The organism is Halomonas sp. PAMB 3264 (assembly GCF_031954245.1).
Classification (GTDB): domain Bacteria; phylum Pseudomonadota; class Gammaproteobacteria; order Pseudomonadales; family Halomonadaceae; genus Vreelandella.
In genome coordinates this window covers 3,685,421-3,706,505 of record NZ_CP134866.1, presented here as the reverse complement: position 1 = coordinate 3,706,505, position 21,085 = coordinate 3,685,421, and the positions used below count along the sequence as shown (strand labels likewise).

General features: G+C 61.4%; 17 protein-coding genes. 7 read left to right on the top strand and 10 right to left on the bottom strand.

The window, feature by feature from the left end; genetic code table 11:
* Positions 1–54 precede the first annotated feature (54 nt).
* The 4 genes from mnmE to rpmH form a co-directional block, all read right to left on the bottom strand.
* Positions 55–1,425 (bottom strand): tRNA uridine-5-carboxymethylaminomethyl(34) synthesis GTPase MnmE, encoded by a 1,371-nt coding sequence (gene mnmE / locus RN347_RS16930; RefSeq protein WP_311959040.1) that lies wholly within the window; start codon positions 1,423–1,425, stop codon positions 55–57.
* Between the two features lie 102 nt (positions 1,426–1,527).
* The gene (gene yidC / locus RN347_RS16925; RefSeq protein WP_311959038.1) at positions 1,528–3,213 is read right to left on the bottom strand and encodes a membrane protein insertase YidC; all 1,686 of its coding nucleotides are present in this window, start codon (positions 3,211–3,213) and stop codon (positions 1,528–1,530) included.
* 115 nt (positions 3,214–3,328) lie between these two features.
* Positions 3,329–3,730: a ribonuclease P protein component gene (gene rnpA / locus RN347_RS16920; RefSeq protein ID WP_263585689.1), complete on the bottom strand. Its 402-nt coding sequence runs from the start codon at positions 3,728–3,730 to the stop codon at positions 3,329–3,331.
* A 13-nt stretch (positions 3,731–3,743) separates the two neighbouring features.
* Entirely contained in the window at positions 3,744–3,878 is a 135-nt protein-coding gene (gene rpmH / locus RN347_RS16915; RefSeq protein ID WP_227391295.1) for a 50S ribosomal protein L34, read from the bottom strand.
* Positions 3,879–4,409: 531 nt separating this feature from the next.
* Between rpmH and dnaA the strand changes: the two genes are divergently transcribed.
* From dnaA to gyrB, 4 genes are all read left to right on the top strand, one after another.
* Positions 4,410–5,870: a chromosomal replication initiator protein DnaA gene (gene dnaA / locus RN347_RS16910; protein WP_311959033.1), complete on the top strand. Its 1,461-nt coding sequence runs from the start codon at positions 4,410–4,412 to the stop codon at positions 5,868–5,870.
* A 77-nt stretch (positions 5,871–5,947) separates the two neighbouring features.
* The gene (gene dnaN, locus RN347_RS16905) at positions 5,948–7,051 is read left to right on the top strand and encodes a DNA polymerase III subunit beta (RefSeq protein WP_263585691.1); all 1,104 of its coding nucleotides are present in this window, start codon (positions 5,948–5,950) and stop codon (positions 7,049–7,051) included.
* Between the two features lie 66 nt (positions 7,052–7,117).
* Positions 7,118–8,221, top strand: coding sequence for a DNA replication/repair protein RecF (recF, locus tag RN347_RS16900; protein WP_311959030.1), 1,104 nt, complete (start codon positions 7,118–7,120; stop codon positions 8,219–8,221).
* 39 nt (positions 8,222–8,260) lie between these two features.
* Positions 8,261–10,681: a DNA topoisomerase (ATP-hydrolyzing) subunit B gene (gene gyrB / locus RN347_RS16895; protein WP_263585693.1), complete on the top strand. Its 2,421-nt coding sequence runs from the start codon at positions 8,261–8,263 to the stop codon at positions 10,679–10,681.
* Positions 10,682–10,768: 87 nt separating this feature from the next.
* On the opposite strand, the gene gmhB is transcribed toward gyrB, so the two are convergent.
* The 4 genes from gmhB to glyQ all read right to left on the bottom strand — a co-directional run bounded on the left by gmhB (position 10,769) and on the right by glyQ (position 15,358).
* Entirely contained in the window at positions 10,769–11,332 is a 564-nt protein-coding gene (gene gmhB / locus RN347_RS16890) for a D-glycero-beta-D-manno-heptose 1,7-bisphosphate 7-phosphatase (RefSeq protein ID WP_311959028.1), read from the bottom strand.
* 11 nt (positions 11,333–11,343) lie between these two features.
* Complete coding sequence (locus tag RN347_RS16885) at positions 11,344–12,138, bottom strand: hypothetical protein (protein ID WP_311959026.1); 795 nt, start codon at positions 12,136–12,138, stop codon at positions 11,344–11,346.
* A 196-nt stretch (positions 12,139–12,334) separates the two neighbouring features.
* Entirely contained in the window at positions 12,335–14,398 is a 2,064-nt protein-coding gene (gene glyS, locus RN347_RS16880) for a glycine--tRNA ligase subunit beta (protein ID WP_311959024.1), read from the bottom strand.
* On the bottom strand, positions 14,399–15,358 hold the full coding sequence (gene glyQ / locus RN347_RS16875) for a glycine--tRNA ligase subunit alpha (RefSeq protein ID WP_263585697.1): 960 nt from the start codon (positions 15,356–15,358) through the stop codon (positions 14,399–14,401).
* Between the two features lie 107 nt (positions 15,359–15,465).
* On the opposite strand from glyQ, the gene rfaD reads away from it, so the two are divergent.
* Both rfaD and waaF read left to right on the top strand, forming a co-directional pair.
* On the top strand, positions 15,466–16,422 hold the full coding sequence (gene rfaD, locus RN347_RS16870) for an ADP-glyceromanno-heptose 6-epimerase (protein ID WP_311959021.1): 957 nt from the start codon (positions 15,466–15,468) through the stop codon (positions 16,420–16,422).
* Positions 16,415–17,461 (top strand): lipopolysaccharide heptosyltransferase II, encoded by a 1,047-nt coding sequence (waaF, locus tag RN347_RS16865; protein WP_263585699.1) that lies wholly within the window; start codon positions 16,415–16,417, stop codon positions 17,459–17,461. Before rfaD ends, waaF begins: the two co-directional genes overlap by 8 nt.
* Here the strand turns inward: waaF and RN347_RS16860 are convergent.
* On the bottom strand, positions 17,451–19,109 hold the full coding sequence (locus tag RN347_RS16860) for a sulfatase-like hydrolase/transferase (RefSeq protein WP_311959018.1): 1,659 nt from the start codon (positions 19,107–19,109) through the stop codon (positions 17,451–17,453). The genes waaF and RN347_RS16860 overlap by 11 nt on opposite strands.
* A gap of 146 nt (positions 19,110–19,255) precedes the next feature.
* Between RN347_RS16860 and RN347_RS16855 the strand changes: the two genes are divergently transcribed.
* Positions 19,256–20,017: a glycosyltransferase family 2 protein gene (locus RN347_RS16855; protein WP_311959015.1), complete on the top strand. Its 762-nt coding sequence runs from the start codon at positions 19,256–19,258 to the stop codon at positions 20,015–20,017.
* Here RN347_RS16855 and RN347_RS16850 read toward each other — a convergent pair.
* Positions 19,928–21,019, bottom strand: a complete 1,092-nt coding sequence (locus tag RN347_RS16850; RefSeq protein ID WP_311959013.1) for a glycosyltransferase family 9 protein — start codon at positions 21,017–21,019, stop codon at positions 19,928–19,930. The genes RN347_RS16855 and RN347_RS16850 overlap by 90 nt on opposite strands.
* Positions 21,020–21,085: the final 66 nt, after the last annotated feature.

Sequence of the window (21,085 nt, the reverse complement as noted above, 5' to 3'; positions counted from 1 at the left end):
CTTTAATGGGGTACTGCTATAGAAGTAAGCACTTACTCACATGAGTGACCATCGCTACTTCCCGATACAGAAGCTGCCAAAAATCTCACCCAGCAGATCATCGGCGCTGAACTCGCCGGTGATCTCGCCAAGCGCCCCTTGGGCGTCGCGCAGGTCTTCGGCGAGCAGCTCGCCGGCGCTTGGGCCTTCGAGCTGAGCGCGGCCGGCCTCCAGCGCGGCCAGCGCCCTATCCAGCGCGTCCAGGTGGCGCCGGCGCGCCGAGAAACGTCCCTCGGTGGTGGCGGCAAAGCCCATCACGCTCTTCAAATGCTCTTTCAAACTGTCCACACCCGCCCCAGTCTTCGCCGACAGGCGCAGCGTCGGGGTGGCTGTGGATAAATCAATACCCGCGGCTTCTTCGCTTTCGTCGATCTTGTTGCGCACCAGCGTCAGCCGCGATCGATCCGGCAGGCGCTCGACGAACTCCGGCCAGATCGCCATCGGGTCGGTGGCCTCGGTGGTCGCGGCGTCCACCATCAGCAGCACCCGATCGGCTTTCTCGATTTCCGCCCAGGCGCGGGCCACGCCGATCTTCTCTACCGCGTCCGGCGTGTCCCGGAGCCCGGCGGTGTCGATGACGTGCAGCGGCATGCCGTCGATATGGATATGCTCGCGCAGCACATCGCGGGTGGTGCCGGCGATGTCGGTGACGATTGCCGTCTCCTGCTCGGTCAGAGCGTTCAAAAGGCTCGACTTACCGGCGTTGGGTCGACCGGCAATTACCACGCTCATGCCTTCGCGCAACAGCGCCCCCTGGCCCGCGGCGCGGCGTACCGACTCCAGCTCCTCGCGTACGCCCGCAAGCCGTGTAGCCACGTGCCCGTCGGCGAGAAAGTCGATCTCTTCTTCGGGGAAGTCGATGGCGGCCTCGACATAAACGCGCAGCGCAATCAGCCGCTCGACAAGCGTCGACACCCGATTCGAGAACTCGCCCTGCAGCGAGCGCACGGCGTTTTCGGCGGCCGAGCGCGAGGTGGCGTCGATCAGATCGGCGATCGCCTCGGCCTGGGCGAGATCCAGCTTGTCGTTGAGAAAGGCGCGTTCGGAGAACTCGCCGGGCCGGGCGAGACGCGCGCCGAGCGCAACGCAGCGCTCGAGCAGCATGTCCATGATGATCGGCCCGCCATGGCCCTGAAGCTCGAGCACGTCTTCCCCGGTAAAGGAGTTCGGGCCCTCAAAGCGCAGCGCGATGCCTTCGTCGATGATGCCGTGCTCGCCGTGAAACGGCCCGTAGTGGGCGTAGCGGGCTGGCGGGCATCGCCCCAGCAGGGCAGTGGCGATATCGCCGCAGGCGGGCCCGGAGACCCGAATGATACCGACACCGCCGCGCCCGGGCGGGGTGGCTAGTGCGGCGATCGTGTCCTGGGTGTAGAGTGTTGAAGCCATGGCGCGTCTCTTGAATGAATGGCGATAGTGTGAATTCGCGGCGCCCAAAACGCCAGACCCCCGCACGGGGCGGGGGTCTGGTAAGTCGAGCAAGGGGAGCGATTACTTGGTTCGCATCCCTTTACCAACGCTTGGGTCGTTCTCGATGCGCTTGGTGATGAAGTACTGCTGCGCCACCGAGATGATGTTGTTGACCACCCAGTAGATGACCAGACCCGCCGGGAACCACAGGAAGAAGAAGGTGAAGATAATCGGCAACAGCCGCATGATCTTCGCCTGCATCGGATCGGGAGGTGTCGGGTTGAGCATCTGCTGCACGAACATCGACACACCCATCAGAATCGGCAGGATGAAGTAGGGGTCCTTCACCGAGAGATCCTGAATCCAGAAGATGAACGGCGCGTGGCGAAGCTCCACGGACTCCAGAAGCATCCAGTACAGTGCGATGAACACCGGCATCTGTACCACGATCGGAAGACAGCCGCCGAGCGGGTTGATCTTCTCTTTCTGGTAGAACTTCATCATCTCCTGAGACATCTTCTGGCGATCGTCGCCGTAGGTCTCTTTAAGACGCTGCATCTCCGGGCCGAGCTTGCGCATCCGCGCCATCGACTTGTAAGCCTTGGCGGACAGCGGGAAGAGTACGGCCTTGACCAGCACGGTCAGCAGCACGATCGACCAGCCCCAGTTGCCGACGATGTTCTGGATATGATCCAAAAGCCAGAACAGCGGATTGGCGATGAACCAGAGCCAGCCGTAATCCACGGTCAACTGAAGGTTGGGGGCGACCTGTTCCAGATAGTCCTGCACCTTCGGGCCCATGTAGAGCGTGGCACCCAGAGTGGCTTCGCCATCGGCCGCGACGCTGCTGGTCGGGCCGGCAAAGGCGACCACGTTGCGATCGCGCGCGTCGGTGGTGACATAAAAAAGGTTTTGCTCGTTCTGCTTCGGCGCCCAGGCGGAAACGAAGTAGTGCTGGATGATGGCGATCCAGCCGCCTTCGGCTTCTTGATTCTGGAAATTACGATTTTGAATATCTTCGAAATCGATTTTTTCGTAGCGCGTGTCTGGCGTGGAGTACGCCGCGCCCATGTAGGAGTTCATGCCCAGCGTCACGCCGCTGGAGGGGTCGGGACTGTTATCGCGAGCGAGCTGACCGATGAAGCGGGCGCTGACCGGTGCATCGGTGTTGTTCGCCACGAAGTAGTTGACGTCGACCGCGTAGTCGCCGCGCTCGAAGGTCAGCCGCTTGGTGACTTCGACACCGTTGACGTCGGCGGTCAGGTCGACGTTGAGCGTCTGCTCGTCGTTGCCCAGGCGATACTCGGTGCGCTCCGGCGTAAAGGCGATACGGCTGGCCTGACCATCGAGCTGAATGCCCGAGCGTGCGACATAGCTTCGCGTGGCGTTGTCCGAGAGCAGCACGTAGTTGCGTTCGGAATCCAGCGTCATTTCGTGCTGGGGCAGGGCGGCAAAGACGATATCACCGCCGTAAGGGTCGATGCGCACGTCCAGCACGTCGGTGGTAACGGCGATGAAATCGCGGCTGGCAGCATCGCTTGACGACTCCGCCGGTAGCCCTTCGTCGGCGCTGCCTTGCGGGGCACCGCTGCTGGGTACGGTCAAGTTGTCGCGGCCCGCGCCGTCATTGGCCGAGTTGTTTTCGCGCTGGGTGATTTCCGGCGTCGATTCGAAGCTGGTTTGCCCGTAGTCCTGATTCCACTGGATCACCAGTAGATAGGCCAGTATGGCCAGTGGAATCAGCAATAAAAGTCGTTTTACGTCCATGAGGGGTCTGCCCGATGGGTGGTGAACATGCCAATGGCGCAGCGCCGTTTACTCGGCCCAAGACACACGAAAGCCTGCCAGAAGGCAGGCCCGGGTCGAGCTGCGACGTATTGAATCAAGCGCCATGCGTAGCGTTTTCAAGCGGGGAAGGCGGTGTGGCGGCCGTTGCCTCTCGGGCGAGTCGTTTCCACATGCCGTGTAGCTGGCGGGCAAGAGTGTCATTATCGATATCCTGTACGCCACGCTTAGCCAATACCACGATGTCCATCGAGGGAAGGCGGTGCTGGCGAAGTCGAATGGATTCTCTAACAAGACGCTTGAAGCGGTTACGATCGACGGCGAGCTTGACGTTCTTCTTACTGACCACAAAACCAACGCGAGGATGACCTCGAGGCGAAAAGCGCGCGAGCGCCATCATGCCTTTGCCGTGGACCTTGAGGTCTGCCTGCTCGAATACGTGGCTGAAATCCCCGGCATTCAGTAAACGTAAATCCCGGGGAAAGCCTTGATGCGACACACGCAATCTGAAATCAGGCGCTCAGACGCTTGCGGCCCTTGGCGCGACGGCGATTGATAACGGCACGGCCGTTTTTGGTTGCCATACGAGCACGGAAGCCATGCGCGCGCTTGCGCTTGAGAACGCTGGGTTGAAAAGTGCGTTTCATAACTCGTTATTCCCACGTGGTTTAGGACGAAAGTGAATTCCAAACGACCCGGTCCAGTGAGCAACTAGCCGGGGAGATCCAATTCAAGACCGGAAATTGTAGAGACTTCGCGCCTCCGGTGCAATTTTTCTGCGTACAAAAAGCGCTAAAAACCTCCTAACGCCTCGCAACGTGTCCTTAAAGCGCGCGCATCGAGACACTACTATTACTAATGAAATTATTTTAAACCTGCTGTTATTAATGGTGGGGATACTATTTGTGGATAAGTGTTTTTTATATTTTATTAACAGGTGGTTAAAACTATAAAAAATGTGTGCATAAGCGGTCGAAAAGCGGCTTGAAAGATGTGAAAGGGGTGTGGATACTGCCGGAGAAAAACACCGTTGAGCGAACTGTCCCCATATCCCACCGAACTTTTCCCGATAGCTCGCGCCAAGTTGTCCACAGGCCAAAAAGGAGCCCTTGCACGTGTGGATAACAGGAAGGCTGAGCGCTACAATAGTCGGCCGTTTTCAACTGATGGTGAGATGAGTGTCACTCGCGCTTTGGCAGCAGTGCCTGGATTATCTGCAGGACGAACTAAGCTCCCAGCAGTTCAATACATGGATTCGCCCCTTGCAGGCCGAAGAGGGAGGCGCCAACGAGCTCTGCTTGCTGGCGCCGAACCGTTTCGTGCGCGACTGGGTGAGCGATAAATACGCCAAGCGCATCAGTGAGCTGATCCGCGAGCTATCACCGGCAAAGCCGCCCAAGGTGAGTCTGACCGTTGGTAGTCGCCGTGCGGCCGCCCCCCAACCGCGAGAGCTGGGTAACCCGGTGTCGGCCGCACCCCAACGCCCTGCTGCGCCGGCGGTTCATACCCCACCGCGTGGCGATATCGCCGACGAGCGCGAAATCGATGCCGAGCGCGAGGAGTCTGCAAATAAGCGTACCGGCGAGCGTCAAGTACAGGTCGAGGGCAGCCTCAAGCACGCAAGCGGCCTCAATCCCAACTTCACTTTCGACAAGTTTGTCGAGGGTAAGTCGAACCAGCTCGCCCGCGCGGCCTCCCGGCAGGTGTCGGAAAACCCGGGCGGCGCCTACAATCCGCTGTTTCTCTATGGCGGAGTGGGCCTGGGTAAAACCCACTTGATGCACGCGGTGGGCAATGCCCTGGCGGGCAAGCGTGAAAACGCCCGCGTGGTCTATCTGCACTCCGAGCGCTTCGTCGCCGATATGGTCAAGGCGCTGCAGCTCAACGCAATCAACGATTTCAAACGTTTTTACCGTAGCGTCGACGCGCTACTCATTGATGATATTCAGTTTTTTGCCGGCAAGGAGCGCTCGCAGGAGGAGTTTTTCCACACCTTCAACGCGCTGTTGGAAGGCGGTCAGCAGATGATTCTGACCTCGGATCGCTATCCCAAAGAGATCAACGGCGTTGAAGAGCGCTTGAAATCGCGCTTTGGCTGGGGGTTGACGGTGGCCATCGAGCCGCCAGAGCTTGAAACCCGCGTGGCGATCCTGATGAAAAAGGCCGACCAGGCAAGCGTCGATTTGCCGCATGATGCGGCGTTCTTCATCGCCCAAAAGATTCGCTCCAACGTGCGCGAGCTCGAAGGCGCGCTCAAGAAAGTCATCGCCGACTCTCACTTCATGGGCAAGCCGATTACCCAGGATTTCATCCGCGAATCGCTGAAGGATCTGCTCGCGCTTCAGGACAAGCAGGTGGGCGTGGACAACATCCAGCGCACGGTGGCGGAGTACTACAAGATCAAGGTGGCGGATCTGCTCTCCAAGCGCCGTTCGCGCTCGGTAGCGAGGCCACGCCAGGTGGCGATGGCGCTGGCCAAGGAGCTGACCAACCACAGCCTGCCGGAAATCGGCGATGCCTTTGGCGGGCGCGACCATACGACGGTGCTGCACGCCTGTCGCAAGGTCAAAGCGCTGCAGGAAGAGAGCGCCGACATTCGCGAGGATTACAAAAACCTCATGCGCCTGCTCACCAGTTGAGCCTTCGCAATGCGCCTGTTCATACATAGATGTTCGACGAGCCGATGCGGCCATTGATCCTTTAACCCGGAGTAGTGATGAAGTTTTCAATTTCCCGAGAGGCGCTGCTACGTCCCCTCACGCTGGTAGCCGGCGTGGTCGAGCGCCGTCAAACGCTGCCGGTGCTCTCCAACGTGCTGATTCAGGTCGAGGGCGATCAGGTCGCGCTGACCGGCACCGACCTCGAGGTCGAGCTGGTCGGCCGTACGGTGGCAAGCCAGGTGGAGCAGGAGGGCGGCGCGACCGTTCCCGCGCGCAAGTTGATGGACATCTGTAAATCGCTGCCGGATCAGTCCGAGATCCAGCTGGCCCTCGAAGAGGGGCGAGCGGTACTTCGCAGCGGCCGCTCGCGGTTCACGCTATCGACCCTGCCGGTTGCGGAGTTCCCCAACATCGAGGATGGCGAAGGTAGTCAGGAGCTGAGCATCCCGCGCGGCACGCTCAAGCATCTGATCGAGGCGACCTCCTTTGCCATGGCGCAGCAGGATGTACGCTACTACCTCAACGGTATGCTGCTCGATATCCAGAATCAGCTGCTGCGCGCCGTCGCCACCGACGGCCACCGGCTGGCGATGTGCTCACGAGACGTCGATGTCAGCATCGAACAGGGCCAGAAAATGATCGTGCCCCGTAAAGGCATCCTCGAGCTTTCGCGCCTTCTGGACGACAGCGATGAGCCGGTGAGCCTGACGTTGGGGGCGACCCACCTGCGCGCTCACACCGGCGACTTCACTTTCACCTCGAAGCTGATCGACGGCAAGTTCCCCGACTACGAGCGCGTGGTGCCCAAAAACGGTGACAAGGTGTTGATCGCCGAGCGCGCCGAGCTGCGTCAGGTGCTGTCGCGTACCGCGATTCTTTCCAACGAGAAGTACCGTGGCGTGCGCCTGTATCTGGAAGAAGGCAACCTCAAGGTGATGGCCAACAACCCGGAGCAGGAAGAAGCCGAAGAGAACGTGGCGATCGAATACACCGGTCCCGCCATGGAAGTCGGTTTTAACGTTGGCTATCTGGTCGATGTGCTGGCGGTGCTCAACGAGGACCGTGTGCAGATGACGCTGGCCGACCCGAACAGCAGCGCGCTGCTGGAAGAGCCCGGCGGCGGCGATGCCCTCTACGTGGTCATGCCCATGCGGCTTTGATATCACCCCGCAAGGCGGCGCCTCACAGGCGCCGTTTTTTTCACGCATTGACAGGGTGATCCCGAAATGAGCCTGACCCAGCTCAACTTTCAAGGCATTCGAAACCTGGCCGCGGTAGAGCTTGCGCCGTCGCCCCACATCAACCTGATTCACGGTGCGAACGGCAGCGGCAAGACTACCCTGCTGGAAGGCATCCACATCCTCGGTATGGGGCGCTCGTTTCGTACTCGCCAGCTCAAGCACGCCATCCAGTTTGAAGCCCCCGCCATGACGCTCTACGGCCGTCTGGCCGGTGATCCGGAGGTTGCCCTGGGGGTACGCCGTCTTCGTGCCGAGCGTGAGCTGGAGCTGCGTTTGAAGGGGCAAAAAGGCGTGCGTCTGGCAGAGCTGGTCGATGCCATGCCGCTTCAGCTCATCAATCCGGATGCCTTTCGCTTGCTGGAGGGGTCACCCGCCGGTCGGCGCGAGTTTATGGATTGGGGCGTGTTTCACGTGAAACATGATTTTTTACATGCGTGGAAACGCGCTCGCCGCGCGGTGAAACATCGGAATGCGCTGCTAAGGCGTGGTAGAATAACCGATGCGGAAATCGCGGTGTGGGAGCAAGAGCTTTGCGAGTCCGGCGAGCGAATGGATGCGCTGCGTCATACATGGTTTAGTGCCTTTTTACCCGTGTTCGAACAAACGCTTGAGCGTCTGTTGCCCATCGAAGGGCTTACCCTGCGCTATGCCCGGGGCTGGGACGTCAAACGCTCGCTTGCAGACGTACTGAAAGCCAGCCGCGCATCGGACCAGCAGATGGGCTTTACCCAGCAGGGGCCACAACGGGCGGACCTGCGAATACGGCTAGGCAAACAGCCAGCAATCGAAGTGCTTTCCAGAGGCCAGCAGAAGCTGGTGGTTAGCGCATTGAAGCTTGCCCAGGGGCGGCTTCTGGAAAGCAGCGCCAAACGGCAATGCATTTATCTGATAGACGATCTACCGGCCGAGCTCGATTTCGAACACCGCAAGCTATTTTGCGCGCTGCTCGAAGAGATGCAGTGTCAGGTATTCATCACCAGCGTCGATCCGGACGTACTCAGCGATGTGTGGCAGCCAGCGACTCAAATTCGAATGTTTCACGTGAAACACGACGAACAGGGTCTCGGTCGGCTAGCCCCAACCGGATAGATGACACGGAACGAGACAGACTTCACGACGGAGTGGTCAATGAGCGAGCAGGCTTACGATTCATCAAGCATCAAGGTGCTCAAGGGGCTCGATGCGGTACGCAAGCGTCCGGGGATGTACATCGGCGATACAGACGATGGCACCGGGCTGCACCATATGGTTTTCGAGCTGGTGGATAACTCCATCGATGAAGCACTGGCGGGCCACTGCAGTGAAATTCGCGTGGTGATCCACCCGGACGAGTCCATCACGGTGAGCGACAACGGTCGCGGTATCCCGACCGAGCTGCACAAGGAGGAGGGCGTTTCCGCCGCCGAGGTCATCATGACCGTCCTGCACGCCGGCGGTAAGTTCGATGACAACTCCTATAAAGTCTCCGGCGGGCTTCACGGCGTTGGCGTGTCGGTGGTCAACGCGCTCTCCTCCGAGCTAAAACTCACCATCTGGCGGCAAGGCGACGTGTTCGAGCAGCACTACCAGCACGGCGTGCCTCAGGCGCCGCTGGGCGTGGTCGGTAAAACGGAGAAAAGTGGCACCAAGGTGCATTTTCGCCCGTCGCCAGACACCTTCGCCAATATCGAGTTCCACTACGACATTCTGGCCAAGCGTCTGCGCGAGCTATCGTTTTTGAACTCCGGCGTGGCGATTCGTTTGATGGACGAGCGCGATGGCCGTGAAGAGCTGTTTCACTACGAAGGCGGCTTGAAGGCGTTCGTGAATCACCTCAACAAGAACAAGTCGACGCTTAACCCGGTGTTTCATTTCAACGCGGTGCGCGACGATGGCGTCGAGGTGGAAGTGGCGATGCAGTGGAGCGACGCTTTTACCGAAAGCATCTATTGCTACACCAATAACATTCCTCAGCGCGATGGCGGTACGCACCTGGCCGGCTTTCGTGCAGCATTGACGCGCACGCTGAACCACTACATCGAAGCGGAAGGGCTTTTGAAGAAAGCCAAGGTCGCCACCTCCGGTGATGACGCCCGCGAAGGCCTCACGGCGATCATTTCCGTAAAGGTACCGGATCCCAAGTTCTCGTCCCAGACCAAGGACAAGTTGGTCTCGAGCGAGGTCAAGACGGCCGTCGAGCAGGAGATGGGGCGGCTTCTGGCCGAGTACCTGGTCGAGAAGCCCAACGAAGCGAAAGCGATCGTCAACAAGATGCTCGACGCCGCCCGCGCTCGGGAAGCGGCGCGTAAGGCGCGCGACATGACGCGTCGCAAGGGTGCGCTGGATATTGCCGGCCTGCCGGGTAAGCTGGCGGATTGCCAGGAGAAGGACCCGAGTCAGTCCGAGCTTTACCTGGTGGAGGGCGACTCTGCCGGCGGTAGCGCCAAACAGGGGCGCGACCGCCGCACTCAGGCCATCCTGCCGCTGAAGGGCAAGATCCTGAACGTCGAAAAGGCCCGCTTTGACAAGATGCTATCCTCTGCCGAGGTCGGCACGCTGATTACTGCGCTGGGCTGCGGGATCGGCCGCGAGGAGTTCAACCCGGACAAGCTGCGCTATCACTCGATCATCATCATGACCGATGCCGACGTCGACGGCTCGCACATCCGTACGCTGCTGTTGACGTTCTTCTTCCGCCAGATGCCGGAGCTGATCGAGCGCGGTCACGTCTTCATCGCCCAGCCGCCGCTTTACAAGATCAAGCGCGGTAAGCAGGAGCTCTACCTGAAGGATGAGCAGGCGATGGTCGACTACCTGACCACCACCGCGCTCGACGGCGCCGGATTACACGTCAACGCCGACGCACCGGCGATCACCGGCTCGCAGCTCGAGTCGCTGGTGAATCAGTACCGTAACGTCATGAAGCGTATCGACCGGCTCGGTCGCGTGTTCCCCATCGAAGTACTGCGCCAGGCGGTTTACGCAAGCGCGCTGCAGGGCGAGGCGAGCCTCAAGGATCGCGTCACCATGGAGAACTGGATTGCCGAGCTGCAAACCACCATGGACGAACGTGTGGCCTACGAAGGCGGCCCGCGCTACCACTTCTACCTGAAAGAGGATAGCGAGCGCGGCCTGATGCTGCCCACGGTGTCGCTGATCGCTCACGGCGTGACCACCGAGTACGTGTGGGGGCTCGATTTCTTCGAAAGCACGGATTACCGCGCCATGACGGCATTGGGTGAAACGCTCAACAATCTGCTGGAAGAGGGCGCCTTCATCGCCCGTGGCGAGCGCCAGAAGCCGGTTCAGGACTTCTCCGAGGTGCTGGCGTGGCTGATGCACGAAGGTCAGCGTGGTCTCTCCGTCCAGCGCTACAAGGGGCTGGGCGAGATGAACCCGGATCAGCTTTGGGAAACCACCATGGACCCGGACAGTCGTCGTATGCTGCGCGTGACCATCGAGGACGCCGTCGCGGCGGACATCATGTTCAACACTCTGATGGGCGACGAAGTCGAGCCGCGCCGCGACTTTATCGAAACCAACGCGCTGGTCGCCAACCTGGACATCTGATACCACGTGTTTCACGTGAAACAGTGCAAACTAAAAACGCCGCGAAAGATCGCGGCGTTTTTTTTATACGGGTTGAAGCCACGGTAATCAGTGAGCGCACTCTTTCAGCAGCCAGCGGGTAAACGCAGCGAGATCGTCAAAAATGCGCGCGTTATCGAGCCCTTCGTTCTTCTCCAGTGTTCTTTGCCCCTTCCCTGTTTTGACCAGTACCGGCTGGCTCCCCGCTGCCTCACCGGCCTGCAGATCGCGCAGGCTATCGCCCACCATCCAGCTGCCGTCGAGCGAATCCAGGTCGAGCGCGCTTTGTATTTCGAGGAGCAGCCCCGGTAGCGGCTTACGGCAGCTACAGTCGTCGGAAGGCCCGTGGGGACAAAAAGCGATATGCGCGATCTTTCCCCCTACGTTTTCAACCAGCCGTTCGAGCTTTTCGTGCATGGCAGTGAGGGTCGCTTCATCGAAGTAGCCTCGAGCGAGGCCGGACTGGTTGGTGGCCAGCGCCACGGTATAGCCCGCGCGGGTCAGCTCGCCGATGGCGGCGATCGAAGCGGGGTAGGGCACCCACTCGTCGAGGGTTTTGATGTAATGATCGGAATCCTGGTTGATCACGCCGTCACGATCGAGGATCACCAGTTTTTTGGCAGTAAAAGGCATGTGAATACGTCTCACGCAATACGTCGCTGCAAAATGGCGAGCGATTGCAGGGTTGAATGAATTTTTCTACCGTCGCTTCCGAAGCGCTTGAACGGAATACGCTGCAGGCGAAGAAGCGGCGTCAGGGCCGCCTTGAAAGCGGTGGAGACGTCACTGCGGGTACGATTGAGCCCTTCGATCAATGCCGGGGTCAGGCGTTCACGTTGAAGCGGTGAAGTGTGCAGCTTGCCGTAGAGCGAGAAAATAAAGCAGTACCAGTCGCGTACCATACAATCGAGCGGCGTGTGTATGTCACCCGGGTCGGTCTCGAAATCGATGAAGACGATGTGGCGCCCGTTCACGACCAGGATGTTGCGCGTAAAGGCCTCGCTCAAGTAAAAGCCGCGACGATGGACATCGTTGAGCGCCTCGATGCCCAGCCGCAGAAGACGGTCGACATCTTCCGGCGACTCGGCTCGCTTCAAACAATGCAGCAGCGTCGAGGCGGGGGCTTCCGGCGTACCCGCGTCCGCCAGCAGCAGCGCCTGAGAATTAAACGCGAGCAGCCGTGGTACAGGAATGCCGGCGGCGTCGAGCGCTTCAAGGCGGGCTACTTCCGTTTGGATGCTTTTTTCACCGCCTGGATTTGGTACGGGCTTGAGCGCTTCGACCTTGAGCACGCGAGCAAACAGATTAAGCGGCGTATAGGCAAAGCGACCGTTGCGTTTTACGGCTCGCTTGAGCCAAACCCGCTCTTCACCCAATTGATGGTAAGCCATCGAGGCGTGTTGGTGGGGGTAGGCTTGCTTTAAAAACTCGTCATACATATATGTTCTCGGTAGGCCGCGATCACCTTTACCACAATGAAAACGTCGCAGCATAGCGCTAATGCCGGTGAGTTTAGCACGCGGTTTAAAAGTGTTTCACGTGAAACACGGCGCTTGAAAAATGGGCTCAAGAGATATGGGTAATCATAAAAAAAGGGGCGCAAGGCGCCCCTCTCGACATCGCGTTTCAAGGAAGTTACTGCGGCAGTAGTGAAATATCCGCCACTTCCAAAAAGAGTGCTTGAAGGCTCGCCAGCAGCGCCAAACGGTTCTGGCGCACGCCTGAATCTTCTGCCATGACCATTACCTCGTCGAAGAACCGGTCGACAGGGGCTCTAAGCTCCGCGAGCGCGTCCAGCGCCTGCTGGTAGTGGCCTTCGGCAAACAGCGGGGCGACCCGTGTCTGGCTCTGGGCGACCGCCTCATACAGCGCGCGCTCGGCGTCTTCCTGCAGCAGCGCTTCATCGACCCGAGTGCTGCCGTCGTGCTCCTGCTTGGCGAGGATGTTGGAGACGCGCTTGTTAGCTGCGGCCAGCGCCGCTGCTTCCTCGCGCTGAGTGAAGGCCTTGACCGCGCGCAGGCGGCGGGCGAAGTCCAGCGGCCTGGTCACCGGGCGGGCGCGAACGGCCAGATACATCTCGGCACTGATGCCCTCGTCCTGACCCCAGGCGCGGAAGCGATCCAGCATATAGGTCAATACGTCGTCGACCAGGCCGTCCTTGGCAAGCTCGCGATGCTGCTCGGCGGCCACGCTCAGAAGCTCGCGCAAATCCAGGTCGAGCTCGCCCTTGACCAGAATGTTCAGCGCGCCGATGGAGGCGCGACGCAGGGCGAACGGGTCCTTGGCGCCGGTCGGGCGCTGGCCAATGGCGAAGATGCCTACCAGCGTATCGAGGCGGTCCGCCAGCGCCAGCGCCTGGCCGGCCTGGCTTTGCGGAATATCGTCCGCGGCGAAGCGGGGCAGATACTGCTCTTCGAGCGCTTGCGCGACCTCGGCGGGCTCACCGTCCTGCTCGGCGTAGTAGCGGCCCATGATGCCCTGAAGCTCGGGGAATTCGAGCACCATTTCGGTCACCAGATCGCACTTGGCCAGTGCTACCGCGCGCTGGGCGTGGCCGGTGTCACCGCCGATTTTTTGGGCGATGTAAGTGGCGATCGCGGTGCTACGGCGCACCTTGTCGGCCAGCGTGCCGAGCTGCTGCTGGAAGACGACGCTTTCGAGCTGGGGAATGCGCGAGGCGAGGCTCTGCTTGCGATCGGTGTCATAAAAGAACACCGCATCCGCCAGGCGCGGGCGAATCACCTTTTCGTTACCCGAGATGACCTGCTGCGGATCCTGGCTCTCGATGTTGGAGATGGTAATGAACAGCGGCTTGAGCGCGCCATCGTCATCCAGCAGGTGGAAGTACTTCTGGTTTGCCTTCATCGAAGAAATCAGGCACTCGCCGGGCACTTTCAAAAAGCGCTCGTCGAAGGTGCCGGTCAGCGCCACCGGCCACTCGACCAGACCGCTCACTTCGACCAGAAGATCCTCGTCGATCACCGCGGTAGCGTTGTGCACTTCGGCTTCCGCCAGCACTTGCTCGCGAATACGCTCGCGGCGCCGGGTGCGATCCGCCAGCACGTAGGCGTTCTCCAACGTCTCGAGGTAGTCGTCGGCGTGCGTAAGCTGAATCGCGTCCGGGGCGTGGAAGCGGTGGCCGTAGGTCGTGCGGCTCGCCTCGAGACCCAGCGCCTCGGCGGCGATCACGTCACTACCGTAAAGCGCGAGCAGCCAGTGAACCGGGCGAGAAAATTCGATGCGCGAGCTGCCCCAGCGCATGTTCTTGGGCACCGGCAGCGCCCCCAGCGTCTTGCGCAACAGCGCTGGCAGCAGATCCTGAACGCTTTCACCGGCCTGATGCTCGCGATAGCCAAGCCAGGTGCCCTTGTCGGTTTCCAGATGAATCAGCTCGTCGACGCTGACCCCGCAGGAGCGAGCGAAGCCTTCGGCGGCCTTGGTGGGGGCGCCGTCCTTGAAGGCGGCCGCCAGCGCCGGGCCGCGCTTTTCGACTTCGCGGTCGGGCTGCTTGTCGGCGAGCCCCTCGACGCGCACGGCGAGCCGGCGCGGCGTGGCGTAGGCGATCACGTTATCGAAGGCGATCTCGGCCTCACGCAGGCCTTTTTCGATACCGTCGGCGAAGGCGTCCGAGAGCGCGTCCAGCGCAGTCGGCGGAAGCTCCTCGGCACCGAGTTCGAGTAACAGCGTATCAGCGGCCATTCAGGCGTCTCCCTGGTCGTCTAGTAGTTCACGGCGAAGCGCCTCGCTTGCCATCGGAAAGCCTTCGGCCTTGCGCGACTCAAAATAAGCGTGGGCCACGTCGCGGGCCATGGTGCGCACGCGCAGAATAAAACGCTGACGTTCGGTCACCGAGATCGCGTGGCGGGCATCCAGCAGGTTGAAGGTGTGCGAGGCCTTGAGCACCTGCTCGTAGGCGGGCAGCGGCAGCTTCGCTTCCAGAAGCTTTGCGCACTCCTTCTCCTGGTGGTCGAAGTTGGCGAAGAGCTGGTCGACGTCGGCGTGCTCGAAGTTGTAGGTCGACTGCTCGCGCTCGTTTTGCAAATAAACGTCGCCGTAGCTGACCTTGCTTCCATCCGGGGCGATCGCCCAGACCAGGTCATAGACGCTGTCCACGTCCTGCAGGTACATGGCGATGCGCTCGAGCCCGTAGGTGAGCTCGCCGGTTACCGGGTAGCATTCGATGCCGCCGGCCTGCTGGAAATAGGTGAACTGGGTCACTTCCATGCCGTTGAGCCACATCTCCCAGCCAAGCCCCCAGGCGCCGAGCGTCGGCGACTCCCAGTTGTCCTCGACGAAGCGCACGTCGTGCACCAGCGGGTCGAGTCCCAGGCGCTTGAGCGAGCCCAGGTACAGATCCTGGAAGTTTTTCGGCGAGGGCTTCATCACGACCTGGAACTGGTAGTAGTGCTGCAGGCGGTTCGGGTTTTCGCCGTAGCGCCCGTCGGTGGGGCGCCTGGACGGCTGTACGTACGCGGCGTTCCAGGTTTCCGGACCAATCGAGCGCAGGAAGGTGGCCGGGTGGAACGTGCCCGCACCCACTTCCATGTCCAGCGGCTGAAGAATCACGCAGCCCTGTTCCGCCCAGTACTGCTGCAGCGCAAGGATCAAGCCTTGAAAGGTCGACACATCCGGCGTCGATTGGTTCGTCGAGACACTCATCGCAAAAAGCACCATTGGCCATGAATTCAGAAGCCGTCAAGTATACAATCCCAGGCAGATGGGTTATAGGCACCAAAGCCAACCAGAGCGCTTTTCAAGGAGTTCTTATGATCGTAGTGACCGGTGGGGCCGGCTTTATCGGCGCCAATATCGTCAAGGCGCTCAACGCACGCGGGCGCACCGACATCATCGTGGTGGACGATCTGTCTGACGGCACCAAGTTCGTCAACCTGGTCGACTGCACGCTGTATGACTATCGCGACAAGGACGCCTTCCTGATGGAAGTGCAGGCATCCTTGCGCGGTGAGCCGTGTGATCTGCCTGCGATCGAGGCGATCTTTCACGAAGGCGCCTGCTCGGATACCACCGAGTGGGACGGCCAGTACATGATGGAGAACAACTTCGATTACTCGAAGGTACTGCTCGAGTACTGCGAGCAGCACGGCATCGCCTTTTTGTACGCCTCCTCGGCGGCCACCTACGGCGGTAGCGAAGTATTCAAGGAGTCGCCCGAGTTCGAAAAGCCGCTCAACGTTTACGGCTACTCGAAGCTCTTGTTCGACCAGCACGTGCGCGCGCGCATGCCGACGCTCACCACTCAGGTCGTCGGGTTTCGCTACTTCAACGTCTATGGCCCGCGTGAGCAGCACAAGGGCAAGATGGCGAGCGTGGCGTTTCACAACCACGGCCAGGTCAAAAATGGCCAGACGCTGAAGCTCTTCGGCGCATTCGACGGGTATGAGGCGGGCATGCAGAGCCGCGACTTCGTTTTCGTGGGCGACGTGGTGGACGTTAACCTGTGGTTTCTCGATCACCCCGGCGTTTCCGGCATTTTTAATCTGGGCACCGGGCGCGCCGAGCCGTTCAAGGCGATTGGCGAGGCGGTCATCGACTACTACGGCCAGGGCCAGATCGACTACATCGATTTTCCCGACGAGCTCAAGGGGCGCTACCAGAGCTACACCCGCGCGGATATATCGCGGCTTCGCGACGCCGGCTGCGACATCGAATTCAAGACCGTGGCTCAGGGCGTGAAGGCGTACCTGGAGTGGCTCAATGGCTGACACCGCCAAGCGGCTTCTGGTCGTGGGGCCCTCCTGGGTGGGGGACATGGTGATGGCCCAGAGCCTGTTCATCGAGCTCAAGGCGCGCCATCCAGGGGCGACCTTGAGCGTGGTCGCTCCCGGGTGGTCGCAGCCGATTCTGGCGCGCATGCCCCAGGTCGACGAGGTGCTGCCTCTGGGCGTGGGTCACGGCGAGTTTGGCCTCAAAAGCCGCCGCGAGCTGGCCGCGCGCTTGAAAGGCCGGTTCGATATGGCCATCGTGCTGCCGCGCTCCTGGAAGGCGGCGCTGGTGCCGTTTCTGGCGCGCATTCCAACGCGGGTCGGCTTTCTCGGCGAGTACCGCTATGGGCTGTTGACCGAGGCGCGAAAGCTCGACAAGCGCGTGCTCGACCAGACCGTGAAGCGCTTCGTCTCGCTGGGTGTCTCCAGGGATGAAGCGCGGCGCGGCGATTTTCCCATCACTGCGCCCCGCCTTTCGGTGGATCACGACAATCTGGTGAATCTGCGCCTGAAGCTTGCGCTGTCGTCGCGCCCGGCGATCGGCATGATGCCCGGCGCGGAGTATGGCCCGGCCAAGCAGTGGCCGCCTGAGTACTTTCATGGGCTGGCCAAACGGCTGGTGGAGGAGGGGTTCGAGGTGCGTATTTTCGGCGGGCCGAAGGATCACGCGGTGGGGGAGGTAATCAGCGCAGGGCTTGGCCACGTTCACAACCTGTGCGGGCAGACCGCGCTCGCCGATGCGGTGGATTTGCTCGCTGACTGCCGCCAGGTGGTCACCAACGACTCCGGGCTTATGCACGTGGCCGCGGCGGTGGGGGTGTCGATCCACGCGCTCTACGGCTCGTCGTCGCCGCGCTACACGCCGCCGCTGACCGACAGCGCCACGGTGCACTACCTGGGCCTTTCGTGCTCGCCCTGTTTCAAGCGGGTCTGCCCGCTGGGGCATACCAACTGTTTGAACCAGCTGACCGAGGCGAGCGTTTTCGAGGCCGTGGGCGCGGTGCAGTCCGGCACGCCCGGCGTGATCGTCAGCGGCTGACGTTCTCCACTTCCAGCGGGGCGTCGGACGGCGTTTCGACGACCTGCTCGGTGGGGGAGGGCGTCGCGTTCTGGCGCTGCGGGGCAAGGCCCTCCCACAGCCGGTGCTGCAGCGCGGTTTCCTCGCGCAGCCGCTCGTTGAGCACGTCGAGCCCGTGCGTCTCGGTAAGCGTCGAGCGGTCGCCCAAAAGCGATACTCCAAGCCCCGCGCGGTGCTCATCCAGCGTCATACCCATCGCCTCCAGAAGCGTCGGGAAAACGTCGAGCATGGTGGCGTTTCGCCGGATACGCCGGGGCTCTAGCCCGTCACCGAGCATGATCAGGGTATTGTCGCGGTCGAGCGCGGTGAGCTGGTCCCACACCGGCACGCGCATGGTCAAATGATCGCTCTGGAGCACGACGAGCGTATTGTCCAAAAGGCCCTCGGCCTCGAGGCGCTCGATCAAATCCCGCGCCTGCCAGGCGGAGCACTTCACCGAGAAGAGAATGTCCTGGCCGTCGAAGTCGCCCTGGCGGTCGATGCAGGTTTGCGACGGAAAACCGTGGGGGGAGTGGCCGGCCAGGCTCAGGTTGACCACCGCCCAGGGGCCGTCGTCCTCATTTTCGAGCCGTCGAATCTCGCGCTCGGTTTCGCTGTAGAGGGTGTCGTCATAAACGCCCCAGCTGTTGACGTACTGCTGGTCGTCGAGCTTGGCGAGCCAGTCCTCCTTGCCCTTGACCGTTTGGAACTGGTGGCCGTTGTAGAAAAGCCCCTTGCCGGCAAACTGCGAGCTGGCCCCGCCCAGGTAGCTCAGCCGGTAGCCCTGGCCTGCCAGCACGTCGCCCAGGCAGTTCACCCCGGGCACCACCTGCGTGAGCGGCTCGAACTGGGTGTCGTGTAAAAGCCCCGCCGGCATCAGCGGCACGCCGCACTGGCTTGCGATCATGCCGGCCATGGTCCAGCCGGTGTTGTCCATCTGGCGCACGCCTTCGAACACCCAGCCGCGCTCGCCCAGCGCCTCCAGGTCGGCGTAGGCGTCGCCGAAGATGTCGCTTGAGTAGGTACGCTCCAGGCTCTCCAGGTACATCAAAAGCAAATTGGGCGGGTCGTCGGAGCGCATTGCGGTGGGCGGGGCCACGTAGCGCCGGTCGAGCCACTCACCGTCGTCGGTGACGATTGCTGCGCTGCGCTGACCGAGGCCATAAAGCAGCGGGTTGATGGCCAACAGCGCCAGCGCGAAAAAGCGCTCCGTCAGCCGCCAGCGCGGGTCGCGGCGGGCCATCCACGTGATCGAAATTAACAGCGCGAGCATGGTCAGCACGTAGAGCGCGGCGATGACCATCTTGCCCCCACCGCCGTGGTCGGTCATGCCCGCCTGCAGATGGAAAAACACCGCGCCGAGATCCACATTGCCGAAGCTGTCGGCGAGATACACGTAGATACCCAGAAGACTCAAGGGCACGAGCGACCAGGGCCATACCGGTTTGTAGCGCTCGCGTTGGGGTGCGCCCCAGCGAAGCTTGAGCCCCAGGGTGAGCCAAAGCGCCGCGATGGGGAAAAGTGTCCACCAGGGCAGGCGGGTGACCACCGTCACGGCGTAGCCAAGGCTTGCGCCAACGATCAAAAGCGGCAGCCAAGGGGTGAGTCGATAGCTCCTTATCAACGCCATGCCATATCCCTTTCCATCCTTAACCAAATGAGTATGCTAGCTTACCAAATGTGTCGTGCGCGGGTGGCAGATTCCCGTCCGGGTAATGATGAATGAGTCCAACGAAGGCGGCCGGGTCGCGGCCTTCGAACGCACAAGGGTAATTTGTGGCCATTTCCGCCGTACTGATCGTCAAAAACGAAGCGCACCACCTGCGCGCCTGCCTGGAAACCCTCACCTTCGTCGACGACATCGCCGTGCTCGACGCCGGAAGCCAGGACGAAACGCTCGCCATTGCCCGGGAGTTCACCGACAACGTCAGCGTCGAGGCCGACTGGCAGGGTTTTGGCGTTCAGCGCCAGCGCGCCGAGGCCCTGGCCCGCGGTGACTGGATTTTGATGATAGATGCCGACGAGCGCGTTACCGACGAGCTCAGAGAGAGCATCCTGAAAGCGGTCGAAAACGGGCCCGCGGTATATAGTCTGCCCAGGCTCTCCTGGTGCTTTGGCCGCTTCATCCGCCACTCCGGCTGGTACCCGGATCGGGTGCTGCGCCTTTATCCCAAGGGGGAAGCTTCCTATAACGCCGCGCTGGTGCACGAAAAGCTCGTCGTGCCGGATTCGCTCAAGATACTTCCCTTGGGCGGTGATCTTTTGCACTACACCTACCGCGACGTGCGCCACTACCTGGAAAAGTCCGCCCACTACGCCGATGCCTGGGCCGAACAGCGCGCCGCCCGGGGCAAGAGCGCCTCCCTCGGCCAGGGGGTGATGCATGGGCTGGGCTGTTTTCTCAAGATGTATCTGCTCAAGGCGGGCTTTCGCGACGGCGCACAGGGGCTACTGCTCGCCATTCTCTCCGCCCACTCCACCTTCAACAAGTACGCCGCGCTCTGGGTGCGCAGCAAGCAGGGTGTCGAGAAGCGCTGATATCTCGCCGGCGGCGGCGTCGAGTTCGATGGCCGTCATCTCCTGCTCGCCGGCGCTCGACGGCGGACTGAACGCCAAGCGCTTGTCGGCGTCGTTGCAGGTTTGCCAGCGAAGCGGCGTGGCCGAGCGCCTGGCCGGATAAAAACCGGCGGTGGCGATGTTCAGACACCCGGCGATGTGCAGAGGCCCGGTGGAGCCGGCGATCAAGAGATCACTGCCGGCAAGCTGATAGGCGAACCCCTCGACGCTTTCACTCGGCGTGAGCCGCTTGGCCGCGATGCCCTGCGTGGCCAGCGCCTGGATCAGGGCATCGGCCTGGGCCTCTTCTCCCGGCCCTGCGCTGATCCACCAGGCGGGGGCGGCATCGGTTCGTGTGTTTACCTTCGCGATCAGCGCGGCGTACTGCTCGAGCGAGAGATTCACCGCCGAGCCGCCGCTGCCCGGATGAACGATGACCGCGCAGGCAGTTGCGTCCATCGCCAGCGCCTTTCGCTGGCGCGCGACCACCTCGCGCTCCAATGGCCAGAAAGGCGGCGCGGGCAAACGAGCGAGCTTGAGCGAAAGCCGCTCCAGCAGTGCGCAGGCCAGATCGACGTTGTACTGATACTCGGGCTTTATTGATCGCGAGCGGCGCTGGGTCACCCGCGCGTTGTAGAACATCTGGGCCCACTTGGTCGCGGGCGCCAAACGTAGCGGTATGCCCGCCCGCCAGCCAAGAAGGCCAACACGCGGCGTCGAGAAAAGCGTCAGCAGGGCATCGAAGCGGGCGGCCTTGACCGTATCGAGCAGCGCCTTTTGCGCGCGCTTGCCACCACGCTTGCCCGGGTCGACGATCACCTCGTCCACCCAGGGGCAGGCGCGGGCCAACGCCTCGGTGTAGGCCGGCACCAGCACGCTGACGTGTGGTGTCGGCGAGGCGCTTTTCAGGCAGGCAAGCGCCGGCCAGGCCAGCATGAAATCCCCGATTTTGTCGTTACGCACGACCAGCACTTTCTGCGCCATGGTGAATACCCCGTTAATTGCAGCCTGTATACTACAAGACAACCGAGAACTTGTTGAACGGCGCAG